At 68.7% G+C, this 24,983-nt stretch carries 22 protein-coding genes; 8 read left to right on the top strand and 14 right to left on the bottom strand.

The window, feature by feature from the left end; genetic code table 11:
* Window positions 1-11 precede the first annotated feature (11 nt).
* From ABD466_RS06045 to arfA, 4 genes are all read left to right on the top strand, one after another.
* Entirely contained in the window at window positions 12-1,325 is a 1,314-nt protein-coding gene (locus tag ABD466_RS06045) for an ABC transporter substrate-binding protein (RefSeq protein ID WP_344655927.1), read from the top strand.
* 118 nt (window positions 1,326-1,443) lie between these two features.
* Window positions 1,444-2,424 (top strand): carbohydrate ABC transporter permease, encoded by a 981-nt coding sequence (locus tag ABD466_RS06040; protein WP_344655926.1) that lies wholly within the window; start codon window positions 1,444-1,446, stop codon window positions 2,422-2,424.
* Complete coding sequence (locus ABD466_RS06035) at window positions 2,421-3,326, top strand: carbohydrate ABC transporter permease (RefSeq protein ID WP_344655925.1); 906 nt, start codon at window positions 2,421-2,423, stop codon at window positions 3,324-3,326. The genes ABD466_RS06040 and ABD466_RS06035 overlap by 4 nt, the downstream gene beginning before the upstream one ends.
* Before the next feature lie 48 nt (window positions 3,327-3,374).
* Window positions 3,375-4,874, top strand: a complete 1,500-nt coding sequence (gene arfA, locus ABD466_RS06030) for an arabinosylfuranosidase ArfA (protein ID WP_344655924.1) — start codon at window positions 3,375-3,377, stop codon at window positions 4,872-4,874.
* Window positions 4,875-5,082: 208 nt separating this feature from the next.
* Here arfA and ABD466_RS06025 read toward each other — a convergent pair whose 3' ends face one another.
* A complete protein-coding gene (locus ABD466_RS06025) occupies window positions 5,083-7,014 on the bottom strand; it encodes a primary-amine oxidase (protein ID WP_344655923.1) in 1,932 nt (643 codons plus the stop codon).
* Between the two features lie 142 nt (window positions 7,015-7,156).
* Between ABD466_RS06025 and ABD466_RS06020 the strand changes: the two genes are divergently transcribed.
* Window positions 7,157-7,804, top strand: coding sequence for a TetR/AcrR family transcriptional regulator (locus ABD466_RS06020; RefSeq protein ID WP_344655922.1), 648 nt, complete (start codon window positions 7,157-7,159; stop codon window positions 7,802-7,804).
* 130 nt (window positions 7,805-7,934) lie between these two features.
* Here ABD466_RS06020 and ABD466_RS06015 read toward each other — a convergent pair whose 3' ends face one another.
* The 11 genes from ABD466_RS06015 to ABD466_RS05965 form a co-directional block, all read right to left on the bottom strand.
* On the bottom strand, window positions 7,935-9,377 hold the full coding sequence (locus ABD466_RS06015; RefSeq protein WP_344655921.1) for an APC family permease: 1,443 nt from the start codon (window positions 9,375-9,377) through the stop codon (window positions 7,935-7,937).
* Between the two features lie 212 nt (window positions 9,378-9,589).
* Complete coding sequence (locus ABD466_RS06010) at window positions 9,590-9,916, bottom strand: NIPSNAP family protein (RefSeq protein WP_344655920.1); 327 nt, start codon at window positions 9,914-9,916, stop codon at window positions 9,590-9,592.
* A gap of 17 nt (window positions 9,917-9,933) precedes the next feature.
* Window positions 9,934-11,544: a bifunctional 3-(3-hydroxy-phenyl)propionate/3-hydroxycinnamic acid hydroxylase gene (locus ABD466_RS06005; protein ID WP_344655919.1), complete on the bottom strand. Its 1,611-nt coding sequence runs from the start codon at window positions 11,542-11,544 to the stop codon at window positions 9,934-9,936.
* Complete coding sequence (locus ABD466_RS06000) at window positions 11,541-12,398, bottom strand: alpha/beta fold hydrolase (RefSeq protein ID WP_344655918.1); 858 nt, start codon at window positions 12,396-12,398, stop codon at window positions 11,541-11,543. Before ABD466_RS06000 ends, ABD466_RS06005 begins: the two co-directional genes overlap by 4 nt.
* A gap of 8 nt (window positions 12,399-12,406) precedes the next feature.
* Window positions 12,407-13,009, bottom strand: a complete 603-nt coding sequence (locus ABD466_RS05995; RefSeq protein WP_344655917.1) for an amino acid synthesis family protein — start codon at window positions 13,007-13,009, stop codon at window positions 12,407-12,409.
* A 46-nt stretch (window positions 13,010-13,055) separates the two neighbouring features.
* Window positions 13,056-13,559, bottom strand: coding sequence for a VOC family protein (locus tag ABD466_RS05990; protein ID WP_344655916.1), 504 nt, complete (start codon window positions 13,557-13,559; stop codon window positions 13,056-13,058).
* A 30-nt stretch (window positions 13,560-13,589) separates the two neighbouring features.
* Window positions 13,590-14,618 (bottom strand): WD40/YVTN/BNR-like repeat-containing protein, encoded by a 1,029-nt coding sequence (locus tag ABD466_RS05985; RefSeq protein WP_344655915.1) that lies wholly within the window; start codon window positions 14,616-14,618, stop codon window positions 13,590-13,592.
* Between the two features lie 36 nt (window positions 14,619-14,654).
* A complete protein-coding gene (locus tag ABD466_RS05980) occupies window positions 14,655-15,461 on the bottom strand; it encodes an SDR family NAD(P)-dependent oxidoreductase (protein WP_344655914.1) in 807 nt (268 codons plus the stop codon).
* On the bottom strand, window positions 15,458-16,987 hold the full coding sequence (locus tag ABD466_RS05975) for an aldehyde dehydrogenase family protein (RefSeq protein ID WP_344655913.1): 1,530 nt from the start codon (window positions 16,985-16,987) through the stop codon (window positions 15,458-15,460). The genes ABD466_RS05980 and ABD466_RS05975 overlap by 4 nt, the downstream gene beginning before the upstream one ends.
* Window positions 16,984-18,555 (bottom strand): acetolactate synthase large subunit, encoded by a 1,572-nt coding sequence (locus tag ABD466_RS05970; protein WP_344655912.1) that lies wholly within the window; start codon window positions 18,553-18,555, stop codon window positions 16,984-16,986. Before ABD466_RS05970 ends, ABD466_RS05975 begins: the two co-directional genes overlap by 4 nt.
* Window positions 18,556-18,854: 299 nt before the next feature.
* Window positions 18,855-19,562 (bottom strand): IclR family transcriptional regulator, encoded by a 708-nt coding sequence (locus tag ABD466_RS05965; RefSeq protein ID WP_344655911.1) that lies wholly within the window; start codon window positions 19,560-19,562, stop codon window positions 18,855-18,857.
* A 160-nt stretch (window positions 19,563-19,722) separates the two neighbouring features.
* Between ABD466_RS05965 and ABD466_RS05960 the strand changes: the two genes are divergently transcribed.
* The 3 genes from ABD466_RS05960 to ABD466_RS05950 are packed head-to-tail and all read left to right on the top strand — an operon-like array spanning window position 19,723 to window position 22,433.
* Window positions 19,723-21,204, top strand: coding sequence for an aldehyde dehydrogenase family protein (locus ABD466_RS05960; protein ID WP_344655910.1), 1,482 nt, complete (start codon window positions 19,723-19,725; stop codon window positions 21,202-21,204).
* 44 nt (window positions 21,205-21,248) lie between these two features.
* Entirely contained in the window at window positions 21,249-21,863 is a 615-nt protein-coding gene (gene wrbA, locus ABD466_RS05955) for an NAD(P)H:quinone oxidoreductase (RefSeq protein ID WP_344655909.1), read from the top strand.
* 33 nt (window positions 21,864-21,896) lie between these two features.
* Complete coding sequence (locus ABD466_RS05950; RefSeq protein WP_344655908.1) at window positions 21,897-22,433, top strand: DUF5134 domain-containing protein; 537 nt, start codon at window positions 21,897-21,899, stop codon at window positions 22,431-22,433.
* A 252-nt stretch (window positions 22,434-22,685) separates the two neighbouring features.
* On the opposite strand, the gene ABD466_RS05945 is transcribed toward ABD466_RS05950, so the two are convergent.
* Window positions 22,686-23,162: a tyrosine-type recombinase/integrase gene (locus tag ABD466_RS05945; RefSeq protein ID WP_344655907.1), complete on the bottom strand. Its 477-nt coding sequence runs from the start codon at window positions 23,160-23,162 to the stop codon at window positions 22,686-22,688.
* A gap of 306 nt (window positions 23,163-23,468) precedes the next feature.
* Window positions 23,469-24,977, bottom strand: coding sequence for a glycoside hydrolase family 28 protein (locus ABD466_RS05940; RefSeq protein WP_344655906.1), 1,509 nt, complete (start codon window positions 24,975-24,977; stop codon window positions 23,469-23,471).
* Window positions 24,978-24,983: the final 6 nt, after the last annotated feature.

The following is a 24,983-nucleotide window of genomic DNA, read 5'->3' as shown; positions in this document are numbered from 1 at the left end:
GTTTCGCTCACATGGACCGCACCACCCTACGCAACCGCAGACTCTTGACGCTCGCCACCGCCGCGCTTCTGGCGGCCGGCGTGAGCGCGTGCGGCAGTTCCAAGAGCGGCTCCGCTTCCGGAGCCGCGGCGGAACCGGCCCAGTCCGGGCCGGTGAGCATGGAGTTCTGGGGCTGGGCCCCGGTCTACGAAAAAATCGTCGACCAGTGGAACGCCGCGCACCCGAACATCAAGGTGACCTTCAAGAAGGTGCCCTCCGGCGGCAAAGGCGGCTACGCCCAGATCACCGACGCGATCACCGCGGGCAAGGGCCCGTGCCTGGCCCAGATCGAGTACGGCACCATCCCCTCGATGCTGGTGAAGAACGCGGTCCAGGACATCACGCAGTACGCGACCTCCGACATGGCCAAGTTCGTTCCATCCGCAGTGTCCGCCTCCAGCGTCGGCGGCAAGATCTACGGCGTCCCGGTAGACGTCGGCCCGATGGTCCTGTTCTACCGTACGGATCTGTTCGCCAAGTACGGCATCGCCAAGCCCCCGGCCACGTGGGACGAGTACCAGGCCGACGCCGCGAAGGTGACCGCAGCCGACCCGAGCGTCAAGTTCGGCACCCCGCCCGGCGACGGCAACGACCTGGCGGCCTTCAGCCTGCAGACCGGCCAGTCCTGGTACTCGGCCAGCGGAAGCAGCTGGACCGTCAGCATCGACAACCCCGGCACCCGCAAGGTCGCCGCCTACTGGCAGGGTCTGAAGGACAAGGGCCTGGTGGCGACCACCGGCAACGCCTGGGACCCGGCGTTCGACAAGGCCTCCGAAGGCGGCAAGGTGCTGACGTTCGTCAACGCGGCCTGGGCCGCCGGCGGCCTGAAGGACGATCTGAAGGATCTGGCCGGCAAGTGGGCGGTGGCCCCGATGCCGACCTGGAGTCCCGGCGACGGCAAGAGCGCCAGCAACGGCGGCTCGGCCACCTCGGTGATGACCGGTTGCAAGACTCCGCGCGAGGCCGAGCAGTTCGCCGCGTTCCTGTCCACCGACCCGCAGGCCGTGAGCACGGGCATCACCGAGGGGAACCTGTACCCGGCGTCGACGGCCGGGCAGAACGATCCGCGCTCGCCGCCGGCGACCCGTACTTCGGCGGTCAAAAGGTCGCCGACGTGTACAAGGCCTCCGCCGCGGCGGTCCCCACCACCTGGACCAACGGCCCGACCTACCAGCAGGTCGAGACGGACTTCACCGCCGCCATGGGCCAGGGCACCATCCCCGACGCGGTCACCAAGGTGCAGGCTTCGACGGTCGCTGCGATCAAGCAGCTCGGACTGTCGGTGACCGGCGGCTGAAAAGGGGTTCCCAGCCGCCCTGAGGGCTCCCGCGGCCGCCGTGACCGGGCCTGGCCGGAGGCCGCGGGAACCCGCCCCCTGATGACGAACCGCCGAGCGAGGTTTCCATGAGCAGTACCAGCAGCACCCAGGCCGCGGCGGCACCGCGGTCGCGACCCATCGTCCCGGGCCGCGGCGCCCCGGCCCGGAGGTCTCGGCGCCACAACCGCCGCACCACACTCACCGCGTCGGGTTTCCTGGCGCCGTTCGCCGTGCTCTTCCTCGCCATGATGGTCGCGCCGATCTGCTACGCGATCTACCAGAGCTTCTTCACCATCCACCGCGCGGGGCTGTTCGGCGGGCAGCAGTCCACGGTGTTCACGGGGCTGTCCAACTACACCACCGCGCTTCGCGACCATGAGTTCATCACGTCGATCGTCCGCGTCGGGCTGCTGGGCCTGGTCCAGGTTCCGATCATGCTGGGACTGGCCCTGCTGCTCGCGCTGCTGCTGGACTCGCGCTCGGCCCGGCTGAAGAAGACCTTCCGGCTGACGTTCTTCCTACCCTACGCGCTACCCGGAGCGATCGCCGCGGTGATGTGGTCGTTCCTGCTGGTGAAAGACCTTTCGCCGTTCACCGGACCGCTGTCCCATCTCGGGATCACCACGAACTTCTTATCGCCCTCATGGGTCCCGGTCTCGATCGGCAACATGATCACGTGGGGCTGGACCGGATACAACATGCTGATCATCTACTCGGCCTTGCAGACGATCCCGGCCGAGGTGATTGAGGCCGCGACGCTCGACAACTGCAGCGGCTGGCGCTTGGCATGGCACGTGAAGATCCCGCTGGTACGTCCCGCACTGGTGCTGACCACGGTCTTCTCCATCATCGGCACGGCGCAGTTGTATACCGAACCGGCAGTGCTGGCCGGTGCGCGCATCCCCGGCGTCTCACCGAAATTCTCCCCGATCATGAACACGGCCGTGGTCATGGACACCGGCGGCCAGAACCTGGCGGCGGCCGAATCGGTCGTGCTTGCCCTGCTCACCCTCGTGCTCTCGTTCGGATTCCTCAAGTACAACCAGCGCAAGGGAGCCATGGCATGAGCACGGCCCTGGACAGTGGGTCGGTCCGGCGGACCCGGCCGGCCCGGACGACGCGACCGGCCCGCCGCGGTACCGAGACCGCGAGCAAGGTCGTCGTCAACGCGGTGCTCGGTCTCATGGCCCTGTACACGCTGATCCCATTGTGGTGGCTGTTCGTCTCCGCGACCAAAGGATCGGGGTACCTCTACACCGGCGCGCCGCTGTGGTTCTCCCACTTCGACCTGATCGCCAACGTCAAGACCGTGTTCAGCCACGACGGCGGCGTCTTCGCCACCTGGCTCGGCAACAGCGCGCTGTACAGCCTCGTCGGCGCATCCGTCAGCACTCTGCTGTCCGCGACGGCGGGCTACGCGTTGTCCAAGTTCGCCTTCCGCGGCCGGGAAAGCGTGTTCAACGTCATTCTCGCCTCGGTCCTCATCCCGGCGCCCATGTTCGCCCTGCCGTTGTTCCTGCTCATGGCGAAGCTCAACCTCACCGATTCCTACTGGTCGGTGCTGTTGCCCAGCTGTGTCAGCCCGTTCGGTGTCTACCTGTGCCGGATCTTCGCCGCGGCCTCAGTCCCGGATGAGCTCCTGGAGGCGGCGCGGCTCGACGGAGCAGGCGAACGGCGCACGTTCTTCGGGATCGCGCTGCCGCTGATGGGTCCGGCGCTGGTGACCGTCTTCCTGTTCCAGTTCGTGAGCATCTGGAACAACTACCTGCTGCCCTCGCTCATGCTCAACACCCCTTCGCGGCTGCCGGTCACGGTCGGCCTGGTCCAATGGCGCTCGGAGTTCGCCAACGGCGTGCCGCCTCTGCTGCCGATCACCGGAGCGTTGCTGTCCCTGATCCCGCTGGTCGTCGCTTTCATCAGCCTACAGCGGTTCTGGCGCAAGGGCCTGACTTCGGGAGCTGTCAAGTAGCGCATTCGTCGCTGTCCCCGCTTCTCCGATCAGCAAAGGATCACCGCATTGCCCCGCGCTCATATCGTGCTCGACAAGCAGGCGGTCATCGCCCCGGTGCGCCGCCGCACCTTCGGCTCGTTCGTCGAGCACCTCGGCCGCTGCGTGTACAGCGGGATCTACGAGCCGGAGCATCCGACCGCGAATGAGGACGGATTCCGGATGGACGTCGTGGAACTCGTCCGAGAGCTCGGCAGCACGACGGTCCGCTATCCGGGCGGGAACTTCGTGTCCGGGTTCCGCTGGGAGGACTCCATCGGACCGCGTGAAAGGCGGCCGGTGCGCCGTGACCTGGCGTGGCACGCGCTGGAGTCGAACCAGGTCGGCCTGGACGAGTTCGCCAGGTGGCTCACACTCACCGGCTCGGAGCTGATGCTGGCGGTCAACCTCGGCACCCGCGGCATCCTGCCCGCGCTGGACCTGCTCGAATACGCCAACCACCCTTCCGGAACGACACTGTCCGACCTGCGGATCGCCAACGGCACTCCGGACCCGCACAACGTCCGCATGTGGTGCCTCGGCAACGAGATGGACGGGCCCTGGCAGGCGGGCTTCATGACCGCCGACGACTACGGCAAACTCGCCGCACGCACCGCCGCGGCGATGAAGACGGCCGACAGCGACCTCGAACTCGTCGTCTGCGGCTCCTCCGGCTCGACTATGCCGACCTTCGGCGACTGGGAACGCACGGTCCTCGAGCACAGCTACGACCACGTCGACTACATCTCCTGCCACGCCTATTACCAGGAGCACGACGGAGACCTCGGCTCGTTCCTCGCCTCGGCGCTGGACATGGACTACTTCATCGACACGGTCATCGCGACAGCAGACCATGTCGGTCACAAGAAGCGTTCCACGAAGAAGATCGACATCTCCTTCGACGAGTGGAACGTCTGGTACCTCAAGGAGCATCAGGAGTCCGACGAGGTCAACGAAGAGTGGCGGCACGCACCTCGGCAGCTGGAGGACGTCTATACGGTGGCCGACGCCGTCGTCGTCGGCAATCTGCTGATGACGCTGCTCAAGCGCAGCGACCGCGTCGCCTCGGCGTCCCTCGCGCAGCTGGTCAACGTGATCGCGCCGATCATGACCGAGCCCGGCGGCCCGGCCTGGCGGCAGACGACCTTCCACCCCTTCTCGATCACCAGCCGACTCGCCGCCGGGGAGGTGATCCGGCCGACGATCGACGCGCCGACCTCCACGACGGCACGGCACGGCGAAGCGGCCGTCATCGACGCCGTCGCCACCGTGGACGAGGACCGGGCCGCGGTCTTCCTCGTCAACCGCGACCTGGCGCAGGTCACGCAGGCCACGATCGACGTGCGCAGTCTCGGCTCGACACGTGTACTGGAGGCGATCACCCTCGCCGATTCCGATGTGTACGCGAAGAACACCCTCGCCGAACCGCACCGGGTCGTCCCGGCCACGAACACGAGCGCCACGCTGTCCGACCACGTGCTCACCGTCGATCTGCCGCCGGTGTCCTGGACGGCGATCGCCCTCGGCTGAGTGCTGGCCGACCATGCCGCACCTGACCGCCGTTCCACCCCGACGTGGTCAACGGCTAGGACCGATCGAGTTCGGCAACGGCGTCTCTGGTCCTGAGCGGGGCCGCACCCGATCACCGGGCACGGCCCCCGCCCCGGTCAGCGGCCCGTCCGGAGAGGCTCGAACCGTGAACGTCGTTGCTTCCACATCGGACGCCGGCAGGGCGCCCTCAATGCCCGCAGTGGCACGCGCCGCCCGCACAGCACCCGTGCGCAGCGTTGAGATCGGGCACGTCGATCGTGGGATTGCGGTCGAAGAAGCCGTGCGGCTTGAGCTTGAAGCCTGCGTAGTCGACGGGCATGATCGGCCAGTCTTCGAGGCGCACGAAGTGTGTCAGGCCGAAGGTGTGCCATAGGACGATGTCCTCGCCGTCGACGGAACGGTCGCCGGCGACGTAGGTGGGCAGGCCCATGCCGCCGGGGCTTTGGTTGACGGTGTATCCGCTCGGCCAGAGTTCGTCGCGCTCGTACTGCGTCACCCATAGGTGCCTCTCGGCGAAGGTGGCGCGCTTGGCGATCGGCGATCCGGGGTCGGCCAGGAGGGTCGGCAGGCCTTCGGGGACGAGTACGTACGACGTGGGCTGCCCCATCCGGTTGAGCCGCTCGTCGCTGGCGATCCGCCAGATGCGGCCGAGGTGGTTCGCGGCCTCGCGCTGCGCTTCGGACTCGCTGCGCAGCCTGGTGGCCTTGTGGCCGATGGCGTTGCCCCAGGGGTTGTGCTTCTCGTCCATGGGCACGCGCGCGGCCTCGAACTCGTCGACATGGTTGCGCACGCCGTCGATCGTCAGGTCCAGGCGGGCGGAGAACAGGTGCTGGTGGACCGGTGCTCCGACTCCGGGTGCCACCTCCGTCGAGTACGGGTCGGCGCCGTCGTGGCCGGAGGGGAACGGGACGCCGGTCGCCTTGGCTTCGAGCTCGATGGTGCCGTCGAGGTAGAAGTACCAGTAGAAGCCGTAGTCGTAGTTGCCGACGGTCACGAAGAAGGAGACGACCAGGCGGCGCTGGCGGCGGGTCTCCTTGGAGCCGGAGTAGATGTCGGTGTGCTTCCACAGCACGCCGAAGTCTTCTTCATGGATGCAGATCGCGTTCGGCAGGACCAACGGATCGCCGAGGTCGTCGACCACGACCGCGTCGACGTAGGTGATCTCGCCGAGGCAGTCGCAGCCGAGTTCGAGGTGGTTCGCCAGCCGCCCGAACTGGTACTCGCCGGTGTCGAAGTAGTTCTGCCAGCCGTGCATCGGGCCGGGTTGGCCGTAGTTGACCACCATCTCCGCGATCGAGCCGCGATAGAGGATCGGGCGCTCGACGCCGCGGTCGTTGAACGACACCTGGTGGACGGTGAGTCCTTCGCGGCCGTTGAAGCCGATGCGCACCTTCCAGTTCTGCCAGGCCAGGACCCCGTCCTCCAGCGTGAAGGAGACGCCCTCCGGCTGGGTGATCGAGATCGGCTTCAGATCGGTGCGTTCCGGTCCCCGGTAGGCCGGGTCCAGGTAGTCTGCGGACTCCTCGGGCACGTGCTCGATGTCCGTCTCGATCAGTCGCAGGACCCTGCGACCGTCGAGGTCGACGTGCGCGACGACGCCGTCGATCGGGTGCGCCCACGCGGAATCCGTCGGATGCGGCTGGTGGAACGACAGCACACGGAGCATCCGGCGCCCGATCTCGTCGTCATAGTCGAAGACGCCTGCGCTCAGCGGGGCGGTCTTGATCCTGGTGAGGTCGGTGATGCCGCGCTTGGCCATCGCCGCGACCCAGCCGGCGTCGCTTTTGACGATGTCGTCGACGGCTGCGTAGTCCTCGTCCAAACAGGGACCGAAGCCTTCGACGGCCGGGTCGATCGTGCGCCGGGAGACGACCCTGCCGACCGTGATGTCGACGACCACGGTGGTGAGCTTCAGCGGCGCCAGCTCGGTCAGGAGCATGGTGATTTCGCGAGGAAGGGGTGATTCGCCGTCCCAGGCGAGCACGTCCTTCTTGTCGGGTTCGCGGAGCATCACGTATCCGAAGCGGGTGAGCTCGGTGACCATGCCTGCGTCGATCAGGACCTTCTTGGCTGCCGTGATCTCATCGGGGCCGAGCGGGGCGAGCGGATGTCTGGTCATGAAGGTCCTTAGGCGAGGTCGAGGGCGGGGATTCCACCGGCTGCCGGAGCCGGCCGGCAGCGGTCCGGCTCCTGCCGACTGGTGTGGTCTCCAGGACAGTTCACGACTCCACGGAGAACTTGTCAAGTGTAATGTTTGTGCCGTGACCTGCTTCAGGCCCGTCTACACTGAACGCGGCGAGGTCAGGCGGGATCACCCGGACCGACACGGAGGGAGCGGCATGCGTCGCGTTGAATACGGCACCGGGCGGCAGGAACTGCTGGAGGCGGCGATCCACGTCGTCGCCGCGCAGGGACTTCGCGGCCTCACCTTCCGGTCCGTGGCGACCGAGGCGGGCGTGACCCACGGCGCGGTGCAGTATCACTTCGGCAGCTGGGACAACCTGGTCGCCGAGGCGCTCGGCTTCGCCGTGAAACGCAGCATCGACACGGCGGGGTTGAAGCCCGCGGGACCCGGTTTCGAGGACTTCGCCGGCGCATTGGTCGCCTCCATCGCCGCCGATCCCGAGCTTCAGGCGTTCCAGTTCGAGCTCACGCTGGAGGCCAGGCGTCGCGCGGAGTTGCTGCCGACCGTCGCCAAGGCGTACGACGCGTACCGGAGCGCCGTCCATGAGGCGCTCACCGCCAGCGGGTTGAGCGATCCGGCCCTGAGCGAGATCATCGTCGTCGCCCTGGACGGCCTGGTGTTCCAGCAGACCGTTTTCGGTGATGTCGAGCGCACGCAGAAGGCTTTGAAGATGCTCCGCACGATGCTCTCGGTGTACGCCGAGACGAAATCCGCAGGGTTGTAAGGCCCCGACTACGCCCGCTCCCTCCGGCGTGCAACAGCACACGGGCGATGCCGCTCCACGGCACCGCCCTGTGCGCACAGCCGGCTGTCCGGCTTCATCGGCCGCTTCTGGATTCCGGCCACGGATCAGGTCACGCGGTGCGCAACTCGTCGCCGGCGGCGCCGTCCACGGCGACTTCGAGTTCCGCGCCCGCCGTCGCCCGCTGCCGGAAGGTCACGAACAGGGACCATGCGGCGCCGGCCGCGATCCACAGGACAAGAGCCCACGAGACGGTGTCCAGGGGACTGGTCGCCTTGTAGAAGGCACCGAAGACGGCCCCGGCCGAGACCAGGACGCCGGCGGTGACCGCGATGACCAGCTTCACGCGGTTCACCCGGTGCCACAGCCCCCGGGCGCCGGCGATGCTGACGGCCAGGTACATCAGGGCCAGACCGGCACCGGCGAAGCCGGCCATCCACCCGAACATCGGCGCCCACTGCGGCTGCAGCACGCCGGGCTGGCCGGTGTCGCGGGAGAACACCCCGTCGCGGACCGCGACGAGCACGATGGAGGCCACCGAAGCCATGGCCACCAGGATCGCCGAGCCCACCGGGGTACGGAAGCGCGGGTGGACGCTCGCCAGGGCGCGGGGCAGACGGCCCGCGCGGGCCATGGACAGCATGCCGCGGGTCGCAGCGACACAGACGCCGATGGCGACCGCCGCCACGTCCAGGATGATCAGCACGGACATCACGTTGCCGAAGTCGGTGGAGCCGAAGGGCTTGGCCGAGGCGAGGGTCTGCAGCGGGAAGACGCTGTTCTTCCACGCCGAGCCGTCCTGGCCGAAACCGACGTCCTGGGCGTAGGCGGTCAGGACGAAGTACGCGCCGACGATCGTGAGCGACCACAGCACCGCACGGGGGACGTGCCGCTCGGGGTCGTCGGTCTCCTCGGCCAGGTTCGCGGCGGTCTCGAAGCCGATGAACATGTTGATGCCGTACAGGACGCCGTAGAGCAGGTCGAACCGGCCGACGGAGAAGGGGTTGAACGGCCGGGCCGTCACGCTGTGCCCGCCCAGGCCTCCCTTGGCGATGATGTACACCGAGAAGGCGGCCACGACGGCAGCCGAGATCAGGACGAGGATCAGCTGGGCTCGGACCGAGAACTGGACGCCGACGACGACGATCGCGGTGATGACCCCGACGTAGCCGAGGGCGAGGATCCACCAGGCTATGTCGACCGAGAACACCGCCTGCAGCAGGCTCTCGGTCAGACCGCCCAGGACCAGGAACGTCGCCGCGGCCAGCACCAGCATCGCGCCGAAGTACAACCAGCCGGCCACGATGCCCACGGCCGGGCCGAAGGTGTCGCAGATGTACTCGTAGAGCGATCCGCACAGGTGGATCCGCTTGGCGTACTGGGCGATGATCCAGCCGGCGCCGAAGATGCCGATGCCGGCGATGATCAGCGCGATGGGGGTGGCGGCGCCGGCACCGCGGCCGGTGGCCGACAGGCCGACCATCAGGGGCAGCAGGCTGGCCACCGAGAACACCGGCCCCATGAAGCCGACCGACTGGGCGAGGACGCCGGTCATGGAGATTTTGGTTCGCCCAAGGGAAGCGTTCGGTGTGTCACTCATCTCGACTCCTGTCGAAGGGTGAGGATAGCCGACTGAACTGCTGAACCGTCGGCCGAGTACGATATTCGAACACCGTGTACGATTGTTGAAGAGATGGTGCTGCCCCGAGCGAGCCGTGTCAACGGCTCGGGCGAAAAGTCACCGGGGTTTTACAGATGCGGTACGGCTCAGCTCCCGGCCGCCGGAACAGCCGAATGCGGCGCGGGCAGCAGAATCCGATTGGACTGGCTGACGAGCAGCTCACGCACCTCGCGGCGGAACGCGGCGAAGTCGGGGTCCGCGGCGAGCGCCCGGCGGCGGTCGGTGCGGTCGCCGAGGCCGGCGAAGCGCCACAGGTAGATCAGCGTGTTCAGGTCGCCGATCTCGACGGTGTACACCCCGGCGGGTTCGCCGAGGTGCCGGGTCTGGGGCTCGCGGCCCAGCCGCTGCCAGGCCTCCAGATAGCGTGCGGTCGAGCCCGGCACGAGCCGGTACTCGCGTTCTTCCAGGATCACGATGCGCTTCCCTCCAATCAGCCGCCAATCAGCCGTTCCGACAGGCGGGCGAGCACGGGGCCGATGCGGTCACCGGTTCCGGCCGCCGCGACGCAGCGATCGGGCCGGACGAGAACGACGTCGCAGCCCCGGTCCTGGAACCAGGGGCGCAGATGGTTGTCGAGGTCTTCGACGACGACCAGGTCCCCGGTGGGAGGTTCGCCGCCCGCTCGCCCGACGGCCGACCGCGATTCGACGACCTCGATCACCCGGGCCTGGAACCGGCCGACGGCGGCGCGTTCGTCGGCGGTCAGCCGACTGAGCGGATCGCATCCGAAGCCGACGAGCGCGAACCAGGGGCCCAGCACCTCGTCGAGCCGGACGTGTCGGCCGTCGAAGTCCTCGACCATGGGTTGGGGGAACATGCGCCCGACGCCGGAGGCGCCGTCCCGGGCCTGGTCCATGGCGACGAATCCGTCGCGGTAGTAAGGGATCGGTTTGAATCGCATCTCCAGGACCCACCTTCGGACGGCAGGAACAACCGAGGCCGCGCGCAGAATCCGGTCCCGCGCCTTGGCGACGCCGCGACGACGCAGCCCCAGGATGCGCCCGAGCGTGTCGGACAGTCCGATCATGGCGGTCGCGTGCGGGCGGCGTTCCCGGTCGTAGCCGGCCAGCAGTGACTCGTCGGCCTGCCCACGCGTGATGGCCGCGAGCTTCCAGCACAAGTTGGTCACGTCCCGGACGCCCGTGTTCAGGCCCTGTCCCGCCCAGGGCGGCATCAGGTGCGCCGCGTCGCCGGCCAGCGCCACCCGGCCGTGCACGAATCGCGCCGCGACACGGGAGTGGTGGGTGTAGACCCGGGAGCGGACCACGTCGACCGAGCGGGGATCGGGGACGTGGCGGCTCAACAGCTCATCGACGCGGTCACGGGTGAGGATGTCGTCGCCGTCCTCGCCCGGAAAGAGCATGAACTCCCACCGGCGGTGCCCGTCGGGCAGCCGGGCGCTGACGTACGGCCGGCGCGGATCGCAGTGCAGGGCGGTGTAGGGGGCGTCGAGCGGATCGTTCGCGCAGTCGATGACCACCCACCGGCGCGGATGCGTCGTGCCTTCGAGCCGGATGCCCAGCCGGTCCCGCACTGTGCTGCGGCCGCCGTCGGCGGCGATGACATAGTCCGCGCGGACTTCGCGGCGGCCGTCACGCCCGTCGAGCCGCAGGACGACGCCGTCGTCGTCCTGCGCGAGTTCCAGCAGCTCGGTGCCGAGACTCACTCGTACGTGAGGGAAGCGTTTCAGGCCGCCGCGAAGCACCGCCTCGGCGGTCGGCTGCAGGAAGATGTTGCGCCGGTGCCAGCCGAGCTCCCGGATGGTCGGTCGGATGTCGGCCAGGCAGCGCCCGGCCGCGTCGATCAGCTTCAGCGGTACGTTCTGGATCACCGAGCCGAGGATCTCGTCGGCCAGGCCGATTCCCTGCAGGGTCCGCAGGGTCTCGTCGTCGACGCCGATCGCGCGCGGATAGTCGACGACTTCCGTGTCCCGGTCGATGATCAGTGTGTCGACGCCGTACCCGCCGAGCAGGTTGGCGGCGGTGACACCCACGGGACCCGCGCCGACGACGGCCACGCGGACCCGCTCGACGGCGTTCACGGCTGTCGCGCGGCGAGGAACCCGCGTACCAGGTCGATGAACGCCGCCGGGTTGTCGTCGTGGACGTAGTGTCCGGCGTCCGGCACCTGCACCCAGCGCAACAGCGGCTGGCGCCGCGCCATCTGGTCGCAGGTGTCGGCCGGCAGGAAGTCGGAGCGCGCGCCGCGCACCACAAGCGTGGGGCAGCGCAGCGTGTCGACGCAGGACCACAGGTCTGCGGCTTCCGTGGAGTCCACGTTCCGGCGTGCTTCGGCGATTCCGGCCATGTCCAGTCGCCACTCGAACGCGCCGTCGCCCAGCGGACGCACCGTGTTCTCGATCCGTGAGGCCAGCGCCTCTTCGGTGATAGCCGGCCGGATTCCCCGCCAGTAGGCTCGCACCTCCTCCAGCGAGCCGAAGCGCGCGGGCGTGTCCGCCATCTCGCTCAGGATCCGTGTCGCGCCGGAGGTCTCGGTGGACGATCCGGGTCCGATGTCCTCGATGACGAGGGCGGCGACCTGGTCTGGGTGCCGGGCGGCGTAGGTGTAGGCGACCGTGCCGCCCATCGAGTGTCCGACGATCGCGAACCGCTCCAGGCCGAGCAGCGCCACGAGGTGCTCGATGTCGCTGACATAGGTGTCGGTGCGATACGAGCGCTGGGGATCCCAAGCGCTTTCGCCACGGCCGCGGAAGTCCGGTGCGATCAGCAGGTGCGAGCCGCTGAGCGTCTGGGCCACGGGTTCCCAGGTGCGGGCATAGCTGCGCAGCCCGTGCAAGAGCAGCACCGGAGGCGAGTCGGCGTCGCCCCACTGCAGATATCGGCAAGCCAGCCCGTTGACCTCGACGACGTGACTGGATGATGTGACGGTGGCCATGGCGCCGGCTACCGCAGCCCGTCTTCGCCGCGCACGTCCTCGGCCGCGAGTCCGCCGAGGCGGGCGTGCAGGCGGCCCCGGGAGGCGAAGGCGAAGGCGACGACCACCTCGTCGGGTCGCGGCGCGTCGCCGAACGCTATGGAGACGGTGTCGTAGTTGGCCCGGACATACAGCGCGTCCTTGTGGGCGAGCGGGATGTCGATGACGGCGCCGGCGGACCCGACCTTGCCGGAGGACGGCACCCAGGACTTGCCGCCGCCGACCGCCTCACGGATGGGGTCGGCGAACACCTGGGTCAGGAAGGCGTTGCCGTGCTCGTACTCGCCCAGCGAGCCGACCACCATGGCCTTGCCATAGCTCTGGATCCCGGCCTCGCCGGCGGCCTCCACGGCGCGGCGGCCGAACTCGCGGCCCAGTTCGTCGGACTTGGCGACGATATCGCTGAGATCCTGGCTGAACCGGCCGGCGTAGGGGTTGTGGATCGCCGCGGCGATGACCACGCGGCGCACCGGCTGTCCGTCGGCGGGCTGCCCGGTCTCGTTGGCCAGGACGTCCTCGACGTGGGTGAACCACTTGCGCACGTGATAAGGCCCGAAGTTGGCTTCCGGCATGGTGGGCTCCTTTATCTGATGGGTGTTTTCGCTGATGGCGGATCGGTCAGGTGAAGAGGGGATCGAGGACCACGGGCTCGCTGGGCGCGTGGTGCTCGCCGAGCACACGGCGGCCTTCGGCGTCGTCGGTGATGGTCTCGGCGAAGAACTCGAAGCGGTTGCCGTCCGGGTCCTCGAAGTAGAGCCCGAATCCGACCTTGTGGTCGGTGGTCTTGACGACCTTCACGCCCTTGGTCAGCAACATCCCGTACAGGCGACGCAGCTCGTCCACGTCGCCGTCGATCTCCAACCCGTAGTGCTGCAGGCCCAGTCCGCCCTGCTGGGCGCCGGATTCAGCTCTGATCAAGGCGAGGTCGTGGTGCTTGCGTCCGAAGGACAGGAACACCCACTGCGGACCCCGGGCGGTGATCTGCATGTCCAGGACGTCGGCGAACCACAGCGCGGAGGCTTCCGGGTCTCGGACGAACAGCGAGAGATGGGTGCGGTTGATGACAGGTTTGACCGGGCTGACGGCGCTTGGTGCCACCGCGGTGAACGCGGAATCTGACATGGCTCGCTCCTGATGCGGTTCAGTGTCGGTTCAGTGGTGGAAGGCGGACGGCGCGGGTGCCACAGCGGGGGTCCACGCCACGTCGGTGATCTCGGGGAACTCGCGCCACTCCTTGGTGAAGCTCCGGCCGCCGTCGGCGGAACGGAACAGGTGGCCGTACTTGGTGCCGGCGAACACCAGCTGCGGGTCGGCGGGATGGGTGCCGAACGCCCAGACCGTGGAGTTGGCTGGGACGTCCAGCGTCGCTTCGCTCCAGGTCGCTGCCAGATCGTCGGAGCGGAAGATCCGGGTCTTCGTCCCGGGGGTGCCGTCGCCGATCCCCAGCAGCACCGTGTTCGATCCGGGAAGGCGGGCGACCAGCCGCGTGTAGTAGATGCCCCAGGTCGCCCTGGTGTCGGTGCGGGTCCAGGTGGCGCCGTCGTCCTGGCTGACGAACAGGGCGTTCACGACCGCGCAGACCAGGGTCTTGGGCGGCCCGTCCAGGACGAGCATGCAGTGCACGTCGGAGTTGGTGACGCCGTGCGGAAGTTCGCGCGGAGTCCCGTCGGTGCGCTCCCAGGTGTCGCCGCGGTCGCGGCTGCGCCACAGGCCGCCTTCCTCGACGCCGAACCAGACGGATTCGGCGTCGACGTGGTCGTAGACCGCCGTGAGGATGCGGGGCTTGCTCACCCCGGCACAGTGCTCCGGCAGCTCCGGCGGGAGCATGTCCCAGGCCGCCCCGCCGTCGGTGGTGCGGTAGAGCACCGCGCGGGACGGGGCACCAGTGCCGACGATCATACTGTCGGGGTCGTTCGGGTCGATCGCGATCGACCAGACCTGGCGGTCGTTGAAGGGGGTGTCGACACGCGTCCAGTGCGTTCCGGCGTCGTCACTGCGGCCCAGACCGGCGTCGGCGCCGGCGAACACCGTCTCGGGGCGGGCGGGGTGCACGGCCAGCGTGCGCACCACCGCGTCGAACTCCAGGCCCTGATCCAGGGGTATACGGAGCCAGCTGCTGCCGTCGTCACTGCTGCGCAGCACTCCTTGGCCCGCGGTGGCGACCAGAATCGTTCCTTGCATTGCCAGTTCTCCTCACACACTCACGGCTGGAGCGCCTCACAGGAAGACGCCGCGGGTCAGGCCTCCGTCGACGCCCAAGGATTCGCCGGTGATGCCGCCCGCGGCCGGGCCGGCGAAGAAGCAGACCGCGGCGGCGACCTCGCCGGCGGTCAGCACCCGCCGGATCGGGGTGCGCTCGATGAAGTCACGTTCGACCTGCTCGGCGGTCGTGCCCTGGGCGGCGGCATTCCGCGCGTACAGCTCATGGATGTGCTCGGTCTCCACCACGCCCGGATGCAGGGTGTTGACGGTGATGCCGTCCGGTCCGAGCTGGTCGGACAGCACCTTGGTCATGTGGACGATCGCGACGTTGCGCATCCCGGACAGGGCGTGGCTGGAGCGGCCGGTCAGTCCGCCGATGTTGACGATCCGGCCGTAGCGTTGCTCGCGCATGTACGGCGCGACGGCTTTGATGCAGCGGAAGTAGCCGACCACTTTGGTGTTCAGATCCGCGAGCAGCGCCTCCGGGTCGGCCTGCGCGATGTCGTTGCGGACCAGGCCGGCGGGGGCCGCGGCCCCGTTGACCAGGATGCTCACCGGACCGATGGCGGCGGCTGCCGCGGCCAGTGCCGTGATCGCCCCGGTGTCGGTGGTGTCGGCCACGACCGGGATCACCTCGCCGCCGAGCTCGGCGGTGATCTCCTTGGCCGTCTGCTCCAGAACCGGCAGGCGGCGGGCGGCGATCACCACCTGTGCGCCGCGGCCGACCAGGGCTCTGGTGACGGCTTTGCCGATGCCCAGGCCGCCGCCGGTCACGATCGCGACCTGGCCGGTGAGGTCATGCTCGGTTATCAGAGGGCTCATGTCAGGTTCACCCACACGCTCTTGGTCTCGGTGTACTGCTCAAGGACGGCCCGGCCCATCTCGCGGCCCCATCCGGACTGCTTGTAGCCGCCGAACGGGGACGCGGGGTCGGTGAGGTTGTAGCAGTTGACCCACACGGTTCCGGCCTTGATCGCCGCGGCGATCCGGTGCGCCTGCGTCAGGTCGTTGGTCCACAGGCCGGCGGACAGTCCGTAGGGGCTGTCGTTGGCCTTGTCGATCAGATCGCCGACATCGGTCCAGCGCATGGCGACCAGCACCGGGCCGAAAATCTCCTCCTGGACGACCCGCATGGCGTGCGTCGTCTCGGTCAAAATGGTCGGTTCGAGGAAGAAGCCGTCGGCGTACTCCCCTGCCAGACCGGCCGGGCGCACGCCGCCGCAGGCCAGCTCGGCGCCGTCCGCCAGGCCGGATTCCAGGTAGGAAGTCACCGTGGCCAACTGCTTGGCCGACACCAGCGGCCCCATCCCGGTGGCCGGATCGTGGCCGGGCCCAACGACGATCCGTCGGGCCCGGTCGATGAGGGCTGACATGACATCGTCATAGATGTCGGCGTGCACATACAGCCTGGAGCCGGCGGTACACGTCTGGCCCTGGTTGAAGAAGATCCCATCGCAGGCGGCCGCGGCGACGGCTTCCAGGTCTGCGTCGGGGAGCACGATGTGCGGCGACTTGCCGCCCAACTCCAGCGACACCTTCTTCAGATTGCCCAGCGCGGCCTGGGTGACCAGGCGTCCGACCTCCGTCGAGCCGGTGAACGCGACCTTGTCCACCCCCGGGTGCGCGGCGATCGCGTGGCCGACGGTGGCTCCGGTTCCGGTGACGACGTTGACGACGCCGGGCGGGAATCCGGCCTCTTCGATCAACTCGGCCAGGCGCAGAGTGGACAGCGAGGTCTCCTCGGCCGGCTTGAGGACCACGGTGTTCCCCATGGCCAGCGCCGGGGCGAGCTTCCACGAGGCCATCGACATGGGGAAGTTCCACGGCACGATCGCGCCGACCACGCCGATCGGTTCGTGCACGGTGTAGTTCAGGACACGCAACCCGCCCCGCGGCGACAGCGGGATCGTGGACCCCTCGAATTTGCTGGGCCAGCCGGCGAAGTAACGGAAGAGCTTGGCAGTGGTGCCGGCGTCGACGGCGCGCGCCACCGCGACCGGCTTGCCGTTGTCGAGCGACTCGATGAGGGCGAGCTCGTCGGCGTGTTCCTCGACGAGTTCAGCGAGTCGGTGCAGCAGTTCGCCGCGTTGCAGAGGGTTGATATCGCGCCAGGCGGGGTCGGCCAGGGCGGCGCGCGCCGCGGCGACGGCGTCGTCGACGTCGCTGCCGTCGGCCGCGGCGATCGCGGCCAGCGGCCGGCCGGTGGCCGGGTTGACGGAGACCAGCCTGTGGCCGGATCTGCTCGGCCGCCAATGCCCGCCGATCAGCAGGCCGTGATCGCGGGCCAGGAAGGAGGCGACGCCCGGTGGCGTCGAGGAGGGGATCGAAGGGGCCTGGGTGAGGGTCATAGTGCCATCTCGATGAGGTGCGGGCCGTCGGAGGAGACGGCGTCGGCCAGGGCTTGGCTCAGTTCGGCGACGGTGGAAGCGCGCCGGCCCGGCACTCCGTAGCCGGCGGCCAGCGCGATCCAGTCGACGCGGGGGTCGGACAGACTGGTCAGCGCGGCGGCTTGCGGACCGAAGTCGGACTCGCCGTGGCGGTTCAGTTCGGTGCGCAGCACGTTGTAGGTGTGGTTGGCGGCGATGAGCACGGTGACATCGGCCTTTTCGCGGCTCATGGACCACAGCGCCTGAGCGGTGTAGAGGCCGCTGCCGTCTGATTGCAGCGCGATGACCGGGCGCTCCGGTGCCGCGATCGCCGCGCCCAGCGCACAGGGCAGGCCCTGGCCGATCGCGCCGCCGGTGTTGGTCAGGACCGTGTGGGCGGACGCGGCAGCCGACGCCGTGTAGAAGGGGTAGCCGCAGGTGCCGCCTTCCACCGAGACGATGGCGCCTTCCGGCAGACAGGCCGCGACAGTCTGGCCGACGGTGGCACCGGTCAGCAGCGCAGTCGGGTCGGGAAGCTCAAGCCTCGGCTGGACGACGGGCTCGGCGGGTGCGGCGCCGAGCAGGTCGGCGAGCTCGATCAAGGCCTCTTCGACGTTCTCACCCGGCCGGGCCAACGATGCCAGCGCCTCGGGGCGGGCGAGCCGGCTCGGTAGACCGCTGTACCCGAAATAGGCCACCGGCTCGTCGGCTCCGGCGATGACGACGAGTTCGCGGTCCCCCAGCGCCGCGATGGCCGCCTCGGGGAAATAGGGAAGCCGGTCGATCGCGGGCAAGCCGCCACCCCGCTCGGCCACCGCCGGGAAGGTCTGGCTGAACAGTGTCGCCCCGGTGTGCGCGGCGATCCGGCCGGCGGCTTGCTGGCCGGCGCGAGTCAGGGCATTGCCTCCGAGCAGCACCACAACGCTCGCTCCCGCGGTGCGCATGCGAGCCACGACTTCCTTGACCCGGCTGCTGTCCACGCGGGGACGGGAGCGGTTTGACCGTTCGGCGGCGGACTCTGCGGCCGGGGAGCCGACAGCCGCCAGGTCCTGCTGGTAGTCGGCGGGCACGATCAGCGTTGAGACTCCCGGCCTGGCGTGTGCGTCGTCGATCGCCGCGCACGTAGTGGCGTCGATGTCGTCTCGTCCGGACACGGTGAGCGCGGACCCCACGGTCGCTGCCAGGGCGGCGATGTCGGAGGTGAGGGGTGCGTCGTAGGGCAGGTGCCAGCTGGTGTGGTCACCGACGACGTTGACCACCGGCGTGTGGGCACGACGGGCGTTGTGCAGGTTGGCCAGTCCGTTCGCGAGGCCGGGCCCGAGGTGGAGCAGGGTCATCGCGGCATGGCCGGCGACGCGCGCGTAGCCGTCGGCGGCGCCGGTGCACACGTTCTCCTGCAATCCGAGCACCCCGCGCACGTCCGGTGTCCGGTCCAGGGCCGCGACCAGCGGCATCTCCGTAGTGCCGGGGTTGGCGAAGCAGACCCGCACTCCCCTTCGCACGGCGGCCGACATCAGCGCTTCGGCCCCGGTGACAGTTTCCTCCGCCACGATTTCCCACCTTGCTGGACGATAATCGAACATCATGTTCGCTCAGCGGTAAGAGTAGGCGTGATCGACGCCGGAGGGAAGACTTCGGCGGGAATCACCGGGCGCGGAGGCGGTGGGCTGCGGTGGCGCCGGAAATGACAACGGCAGAAGCACGTGCCGGCCCCGGCGGGATCTGCACCGGCCGGATCTGCACCGACCGGATCAGGGCATGCCGATCACCGGCGGCGCCGTTCGGCGCGCCGGATTCTCAGCGGGTCAGCCTGCCGGTGCCCGATACGGCACCGGAGGGGTCCCCTTCGCTAACGCGAAACCTTCTGCCCGATGTGGTCGCCGGACAGACGCCGAGTCGCCTCGGCGGCGGCGGCCATGACCGCCTGCGGAAGGGATTCGTCGCCGAGCTCGACGCCGAGTTGGACGATCCCGATGCTGGCTGTGGCCCAGTCGGAGGTGGCGATCGGGGCGGCCACGCCGATCGCCCCGGTCTGCAGGGCGCCGACACTCAGCGCGTATCCCGCCTTGCGAGCCCGCACAACGTCATCCGCGTCGCCGGCGGCCGGCGGCCGTCCGGCGAGGATGGCGATGCCGTCGGAGCCGACCGCGAGCGGATGGCGCGAACCTTGGCGCAGTGCGAGATGGAAGGTGCTGTGCGGCGGCTCCTCGGCGATCAGGACCATGGCCTGGTCGCCGTCGGCGACACTGAGCAGAGCGGTGCTGTTGGTCTGCTCGCTGAGCTGCCGCAGAATGGGCAGGACAGTCGCCTGTAGCCGGGGGCGCAGATGACTGGCCAGCTCGGCGACGCCGAAGCCCAGGACGTAGCGGGAGTCGGACCGCCCGATCAGCCGATGCGCTTCCAGCGTCCGCAACAGCCGGTAGACGACCGCCCGGGCCGTGGACAGCCGATCAGCCAGTTCCCCGGCCGTCAGCCCGTCACCGTGCTCGGCCAGGAGCCACAGCACGGCCAGTCCGCGGTCGAGAGTCTGGGACGTCTCGCCTTGTGTCGCAGTCATCGATGTGGCGTCCTTCGTAGCCGACCGGATGGGCGTAAGCCGCAGTCATGGTTTAGCACACCGGGATTCGGATCCCGCGATCTCACGGTGAGCGACCATTGACCACCCGGCCCCGCCATCGTACTGTACGGCTATCGTCCACGAGGAACGGTAATCGAACATGACGCAGCGAACACTGGCCGAGAACCTGGCCCGGGGCCTTCCCACCACATCATTCGTGGCCGGGAGTTGGGAACCCCGTTCCACCTCGCAAACTTTCGATGTCATAGACCCCGTCACCGAGCAGCTGCTCACCACGGTGACGGAGGCCGATGAAACAGTGGTCGACCGCGCCGTCTCGGCCGCGCACGACGCTCTGGACTCCGGAGAGTGGGGCCGCATGGACGGCGCCGCTCGCGGGCAGCTGCTCCATGCCTTCGCCGATCTCATCGAGCAGCGCACCGAGGACTTCGCCGACCTGGAGTCGCTCGACGTCGGCAAGCCCGGCATCGAGCCGCGCGTCATCGACCTGCCGCAGGCGGTGGGCACCTTCCGGCACTACGCCGGCTGGGCCGACAAGCTGACCGGTCAAACCATCCCGACCTCCGGCTACATGGGACGGCAGACGCTCAGCTACACGGTGCGCGAACCGATCGGCGTGGTCGCGGCGATCACCCCGTGGAACTCCCCCACGATGATCGGCGCCTGGAAGATCGCCCCGGCGCTGGCCGCCGGGTGCGCGGTGGTCCTCAAGCCGCCGGAGGACGCGCCGCTCACCTCGCTGCTGCTCGCCGAACTCGCCCGTCAGGCCGGGCTGCCCGCCGGCGTGCTGAGCGTCCTGCCCGGACGCGGCGCCACCACCGGCCGCCTGCTGACCGAGCACCCCGGCGTCGACAAGATCTCGTTCACCGGCAGTCCGCAGACCGGGCATCTGGTCGCCACCGCGGCGCTGCGCGGATTCCGGCCCACCACCCTGGAACTCGGCGGTAAGAGCCCGCAGATCGTCTTCGCCGACGCCGACCTGGACGCCGCCGCCGACGGTGTGGCCCTGGGCGTCTTCGCCAACCAGGGCGAGGTGTGCGCGGCGGGCAGCCGGATCCTGGTGGCCCGCGCGATCCACGACGAGTTCGTCGACCGCCTCGCCGCCCGCGCCGCCGCCGTGGTCCCCGGCGACCCCTTCGAGCCCGGCACGACCATGGGGGCGTTGATCAACGCCCGCCAGCTAGACAGAGTCCTGGGATATGTCGAACGCGGCAAGGCCGAAGGAGCGCGGCTCGTCGCCGGCGGCGGACGTCCCGACCGCAGCGGCTACTTCGTGCAGCCCACGTTGTTCGCCGACGCGACGAACAGTATGGCCATCGCTCGCGAGGAGATCTTCGGCCCCGTCGGCACGATCATCGCCTTCGACACCGATGACGAAGCCGTCGCGCTGGCCAACGACAGCGACTACGCGCTCGCCGCGACCCTGTGGACCAGCGACGTCTCCCGCGCACACACCCTCGCCCGCCGGGTGCGCGCCGGAGCCGTGGCCGTCAACGGCTGGTCGCCTCTGGACCCGCGCCTGCCGTGGGGCGGGTCGGGGCTGAGCGGGCAGGGCCGCGAACTCGGCCTCGCCGGGCTGGAGGCCGACACCCACCTGAAGACCATCACCATCGTGCTCTGATTCAGCCTTTCCCCCATACCAGCATGCTTCGAAACGGAGTCCCCATGCCCGCACGCATCCTTGTCGCCTACTACAGTGCCACCGGTTCTGTGCACCGCCTCGCCGAGGCCGTCCGCGACGGTGCCGAGGCCGCGGGAGCTGAAGTCCGGCTGCGCCGCGTAGCCGAACTCGCCCCGCCCGAGGCGATCGCTTCCAACCCCGACTGGGAACAGCACAAGAGCCAGACCGACGACCAGGTCCAGGTGGCCACCCTCGACGATCTGGAATGGGCCGACGGCTACGCCTTCGGCACCCCCACCCGCTACGGCGCACCGGCCGCGCAGCTCAAGCAGTTCATCGACTCGGCCGGCGGCCTGTGGCAGGAGGGCAAGCTGGCGGACAAGCCGGTGACGACATTCGTGTCCTCCGCCGAACAGCACGGCGGACAGGAAGCCACGATCCTGTCGCTCAACAACGTCTTCTACCACTGGGGCGCGCTGATAGTGCCTCTCGGCTACACCGACGACGTCGTCTACGCCGCCGGCGGCAACCCGTACGGCACCTCCTGGCCCGCCGGTTACCCGTCGACCATGCCGGACAAGACGGTGCTCGAATGCGCCCGCTACCAGGGCCGGCGCCTCGCCCACTTCACCGAGGTCCTGGCTGCCGCGCGGGCCTGAGCTGTATGAAGGGCGGCGCTGGGAATGCCGGGTATGGACATGGGTGCCAGCGGGAATCCCGCTGCTTTAGTGCTGGCTGAAATCACACTCTTCTGGGGTGTGACCCTCCTGCACATGATCCGGCTGTTGTTCGTCACCCGGCTTTCCCTCGCCAATCAGGTCGAAGACATCGCACACATGGCTATGGGCACGGGTATGACAGTCATGGTGTTCCCGGGTGTTCCGATGGGCGTCATGCGTGCCTCAGCCGTGGTCTTCGCCCTGCTCGCGGCTGTCTTCTTCACTCATGCCGGGTACGGCCGGGGCGGGCACCGGTGCCAGAGCGCGGCGATCGGTGCCGGCCAGGCCGCGATGGCGTACATGTTCGCCGCCCCCGCACACCCACCGACCTGGCTGCCGCCCTCCGTGGCCGGTGTGCTGGCGGTGTGCGCGCTGGTTCACGGCAGGCAGCTGATCGGCGCACGGAACAGGGCCTCTGTGACCGGCGCGAGCCGCATGCTGCTGACGCTTCCCCATGCGGGGACACTGATGACGACCGCCGCGATGGCGTGGATGATCGCCGCCGCCTGACCCCACGCCTTCGCCCGCACCGAGCTTTCACCTGGACGGTTCCCGCCGCTCATCAGCCAACGGCACAGCTGTGACCAAGAGTCACCGCTCAAGCCTCTTCTTATCCGCGGGTTCGGGTTGAGTTTCCATCGTCGGCTACCCGTCGCCGATGCTTCGCGACTCGGATGAAACCCGGCCACGGGCAGAACGAACGAGACAGCTTGATGCAGGGCTCATTGACCGAGTACTGGCGCCGATCCTTGACCCAGACGGTCACAATCGATGACTCATGACGCGAGGCGCTCGACCGAGGCGTTCGTATGTGTCCTTGATGGTTGCCATCATCTTCATCAGCTCGGCCATGTCCGGCGTGGCCACCTTCGCCGTGGGAAGTTCGGCCTGCTTATCGGCTGGTGTCCGCGTGCCGCGTATGGCGTCGAGAGCACTCAACGCCGCTTCGCCGGTTCCTGGGAGTGTGCCGAGGTATTGCTCGGTGGTGGTGATGCTCCCGTGACCTAGACGTTCCTTCACTATCTGCAGGTCCGCGCCGTCGGCTAAGAGCCAGGACGCGTGAGCGTCCCGCATCGACTTCGGGGTGACCTTGAAGGTGATCCCAGCGGTCTTGACCGCGGGATAGAAGACCTGGTTACGGAACCAAGAGCCGTCGATGTGGCCGTCGGTGTCGCGTACCCGCGGTTTCCTGGGCTCGTCTTTGCCCATGGCGCGGCGGGCGGCGCGATAGGCGCTCATGGCGTCGCGGCAGTACTGGCAGCGGCATTTCATGCCGGAGTAGGCCGAGATCGTCCCGTGCCGGTGCTGCCGACCGGACTTGGGATGCGGTTCGGTCCATCCCAGCGTGATAGCCGACCGACCACGGCAGCGACGCGGCGGCGGAGTCGAACACGCCGTCGATGAAGTTGCTGTTCATGAAGGAGTGTTGCCTGGCGTACAAGCAGCAAGCCCCGCGCCGGGGCGTATCCCTGGCGCGGGGCTGGGCGGCACGGACCATCTTCTGTGTCGTGGACCGCGCCGCCGCCGTCATCTCAAACGGTCAGATCACAGACCGGGCCAGCTTGGGAAGCTGCTGCAACTGGGGACACTGCCGGTGCCCGTGAACGGGGTCACCGTCACGCCGGTCCCAGTCGGTGCGATGTTGACGTTGTAGGTCTTGATGTGGGCGTACTGGGCCACGACCTTGGTCGAGTCCAGCTGGATGTTCTCCAGGGTCAGGCCGGCCGGGTGCGCCGCGTCGTAGCCGTCGAGGGTCGAGCTGCCGTGGGTGGAGTTCACCGAGCGCAGGCCGTTGACGGTGATGTCGGCGAAGCTGGGTACCGCCGAGCCGTTGCCGCTGAGGTACTGGGGGTCGATGAGCATCAGGTGTTTGACGCCGGTCTCGCAGGTGTTGACGAAGCTGACGCCGCTGACGGTGCCGCCGAAGCTGGAGTCGCTCTTCACGCGGACGCCGTTGTTGCTGGAGGCGGTGTTGCCGTGGATGTCCTTGCCGCCGTGGATGTAGTTGCCGCTGAAGGTGACGTTCGAGATGCCGCCTTCGGTCTGGCTGCCGATCGACATGCCGTGGATGCCCCAGAAGCTGTTGTTGCTCACCGTGATGCCGCTGGCCGGGCCGCCGGCGTCGGCCTTGACGGCGATGCCGTCGTCACCGGTGTTGATGAAGCTGTCGGTGATCAGGACGTTGCTGGCGCTGTCCGGGTCGAAGCCGTCGGTGTTGCGGGCGTTGTCGGGGTTGTCGATGCGGACGCCCCAGGCGGTGAAGCCGGTGCCGCGGTCCAGCAGCACGTTGAACATCGGCGAGTTGGTGAGGCTGATGTGGTACATCGTGGTGTTCGACGTGCCGAACACGGTGATCAGCTTGGGGTTCTCCTGCTGCGTGGTGGTTTTGCCGTGCGCCGATTCGGCAAGGGCCCACCAGGTCTTGCTGGTGCCGAGCATGGTCTGGTTGCCGCGTCCGTCGATCAGGCCCTGAGCGCCGGCGCTGCTCTGCGTGCCCATGATCCCTGAGTTGTCGCCCCGGACGGCGATGAACGGCACACAGCCGGTGGCGGTGCCCATCGTTGTGCCGTCCGAGGCGCCGAGGGTGCCACATTTGGGCTGGCCGACGACCTGGTAGTCGGCCGGGTTGCGGGAGGCGTACAGCGTCACGCCGGCATCCACGAGCAGCACTTCGCCAGCCTTGATGGTCAGCGGGCCGGACAGGAACGCGGCGTTGCCGCCGGCCGCCTTGAGCTCCACCGCCTTACCGGTACCGGCGCAGCTGTTCAGCGCCGCCTGGATCCGCGCCGTGTCCGGCGGTGCGGACTCCTGCGCGCTGGTGAACAGCTCGTTGGACGGCTTCGGCAGAGTCGAAACCACCGGCGTGCAGGTTCCCGGCACGACGGGCTCGCGCGGCGTCGCGGAGGGCGCGCCGGCCTGAGTGCGACTGCCGGAGCCGGTCGCCGCGTTCGCCACAGTGGGGAGCGCGATCGCGAGGGCCAGGGTCAGTGCGGCTCCTGATGCCGCGGCGACGCTGACAGCACGTGCGGATCTCAGTCTTGCGGGGGTTCTCATGATGAA

Source organism: Catenulispora subtropica (genome assembly GCF_039531675.1).
Classification (GTDB): domain Bacteria; phylum Actinomycetota; class Actinomycetes; order Streptomycetales; family Catenulisporaceae; genus Catenulispora; species Catenulispora subtropica.
This window is presented reverse-complemented; position numbering and strand designations above follow the sequence as displayed.

Coding starts and splice junctions, on each gene's coding strand:
- ABD466_RS06035 (WP_344655925.1), top strand. CDS start 2,421: ATGAGCACGGCCCTGGACAGTGGGTCGGTCCGGCGGACCCGGCCGGCC.
- ABD466_RS05965 (WP_344655911.1), bottom strand. CDS start 19,562: ATGACTGCGACACAAGGCGAGACGTCCCAGACTCTCGACCGCGGACTG.
- ABD466_RS05940 (WP_344655906.1), bottom strand. CDS start 24,977: ATGAGAACCCCCGCAAGACTGAGATCCGCACGTGCTGTCAGCGTCGCC.
- ABD466_RS06015 (WP_344655921.1), bottom strand. CDS start 9,377: ATGACCGGCGTCCTCGCCCAGTCGGTCGGCTTCATGGGGCCGGTGTTC.
- ABD466_RS05980 (WP_344655914.1), bottom strand. CDS start 15,461: ATGAGCCCTCTGATAACCGAGCATGACCTCACCGGCCAGGTCGCGATC.
- ABD466_RS05985 (WP_344655915.1), bottom strand. CDS start 14,618: ATGCAAGGAACGATTCTGGTCGCCACCGCGGGCCAAGGAGTGCTGCGC.
- ABD466_RS06025 (WP_344655923.1), bottom strand. CDS start 7,014: ATGACCAGACATCCGCTCGCCCCGCTCGGCCCCGATGAGATCACGGCA.
- ABD466_RS05945 (WP_344655907.1), bottom strand. CDS start 23,162: ATGAGCGCCTATCGCGCCGCCCGCCGCGCCATGGGCAAAGACGAGCCC.
- ABD466_RS06045 (WP_344655927.1), top strand. CDS start 12: ATGGACCGCACCACCCTACGCAACCGCAGACTCTTGACGCTCGCCACC.
- ABD466_RS05995 (WP_344655917.1), bottom strand. CDS start 13,009: ATGCCGGAAGCCAACTTCGGGCCTTATCACGTGCGCAAGTGGTTCACC.
- ABD466_RS05950 (WP_344655908.1), top strand. CDS start 21,897: ATGGACATGGGTGCCAGCGGGAATCCCGCTGCTTTAGTGCTGGCTGAA.
- ABD466_RS05990 (WP_344655916.1), bottom strand. CDS start 13,559: ATGTCAGATTCCGCGTTCACCGCGGTGGCACCAAGCGCCGTCAGCCCG.
- wrbA (WP_344655909.1), top strand. CDS start 21,249: ATGCCCGCACGCATCCTTGTCGCCTACTACAGTGCCACCGGTTCTGTG.
- ABD466_RS06040 (WP_344655926.1), top strand. CDS start 1,444: ATGAGCAGTACCAGCAGCACCCAGGCCGCGGCGGCACCGCGGTCGCGA.
- ABD466_RS05975 (WP_344655913.1), bottom strand. CDS start 16,987: ATGACCCTCACCCAGGCCCCTTCGATCCCCTCCTCGACGCCACCGGGC.
- ABD466_RS05960 (WP_344655910.1), top strand. CDS start 19,723: ATGACGCAGCGAACACTGGCCGAGAACCTGGCCCGGGGCCTTCCCACC.
- ABD466_RS06000 (WP_344655918.1), bottom strand. CDS start 12,398: ATGGCCACCGTCACATCATCCAGTCACGTCGTCGAGGTCAACGGGCTG.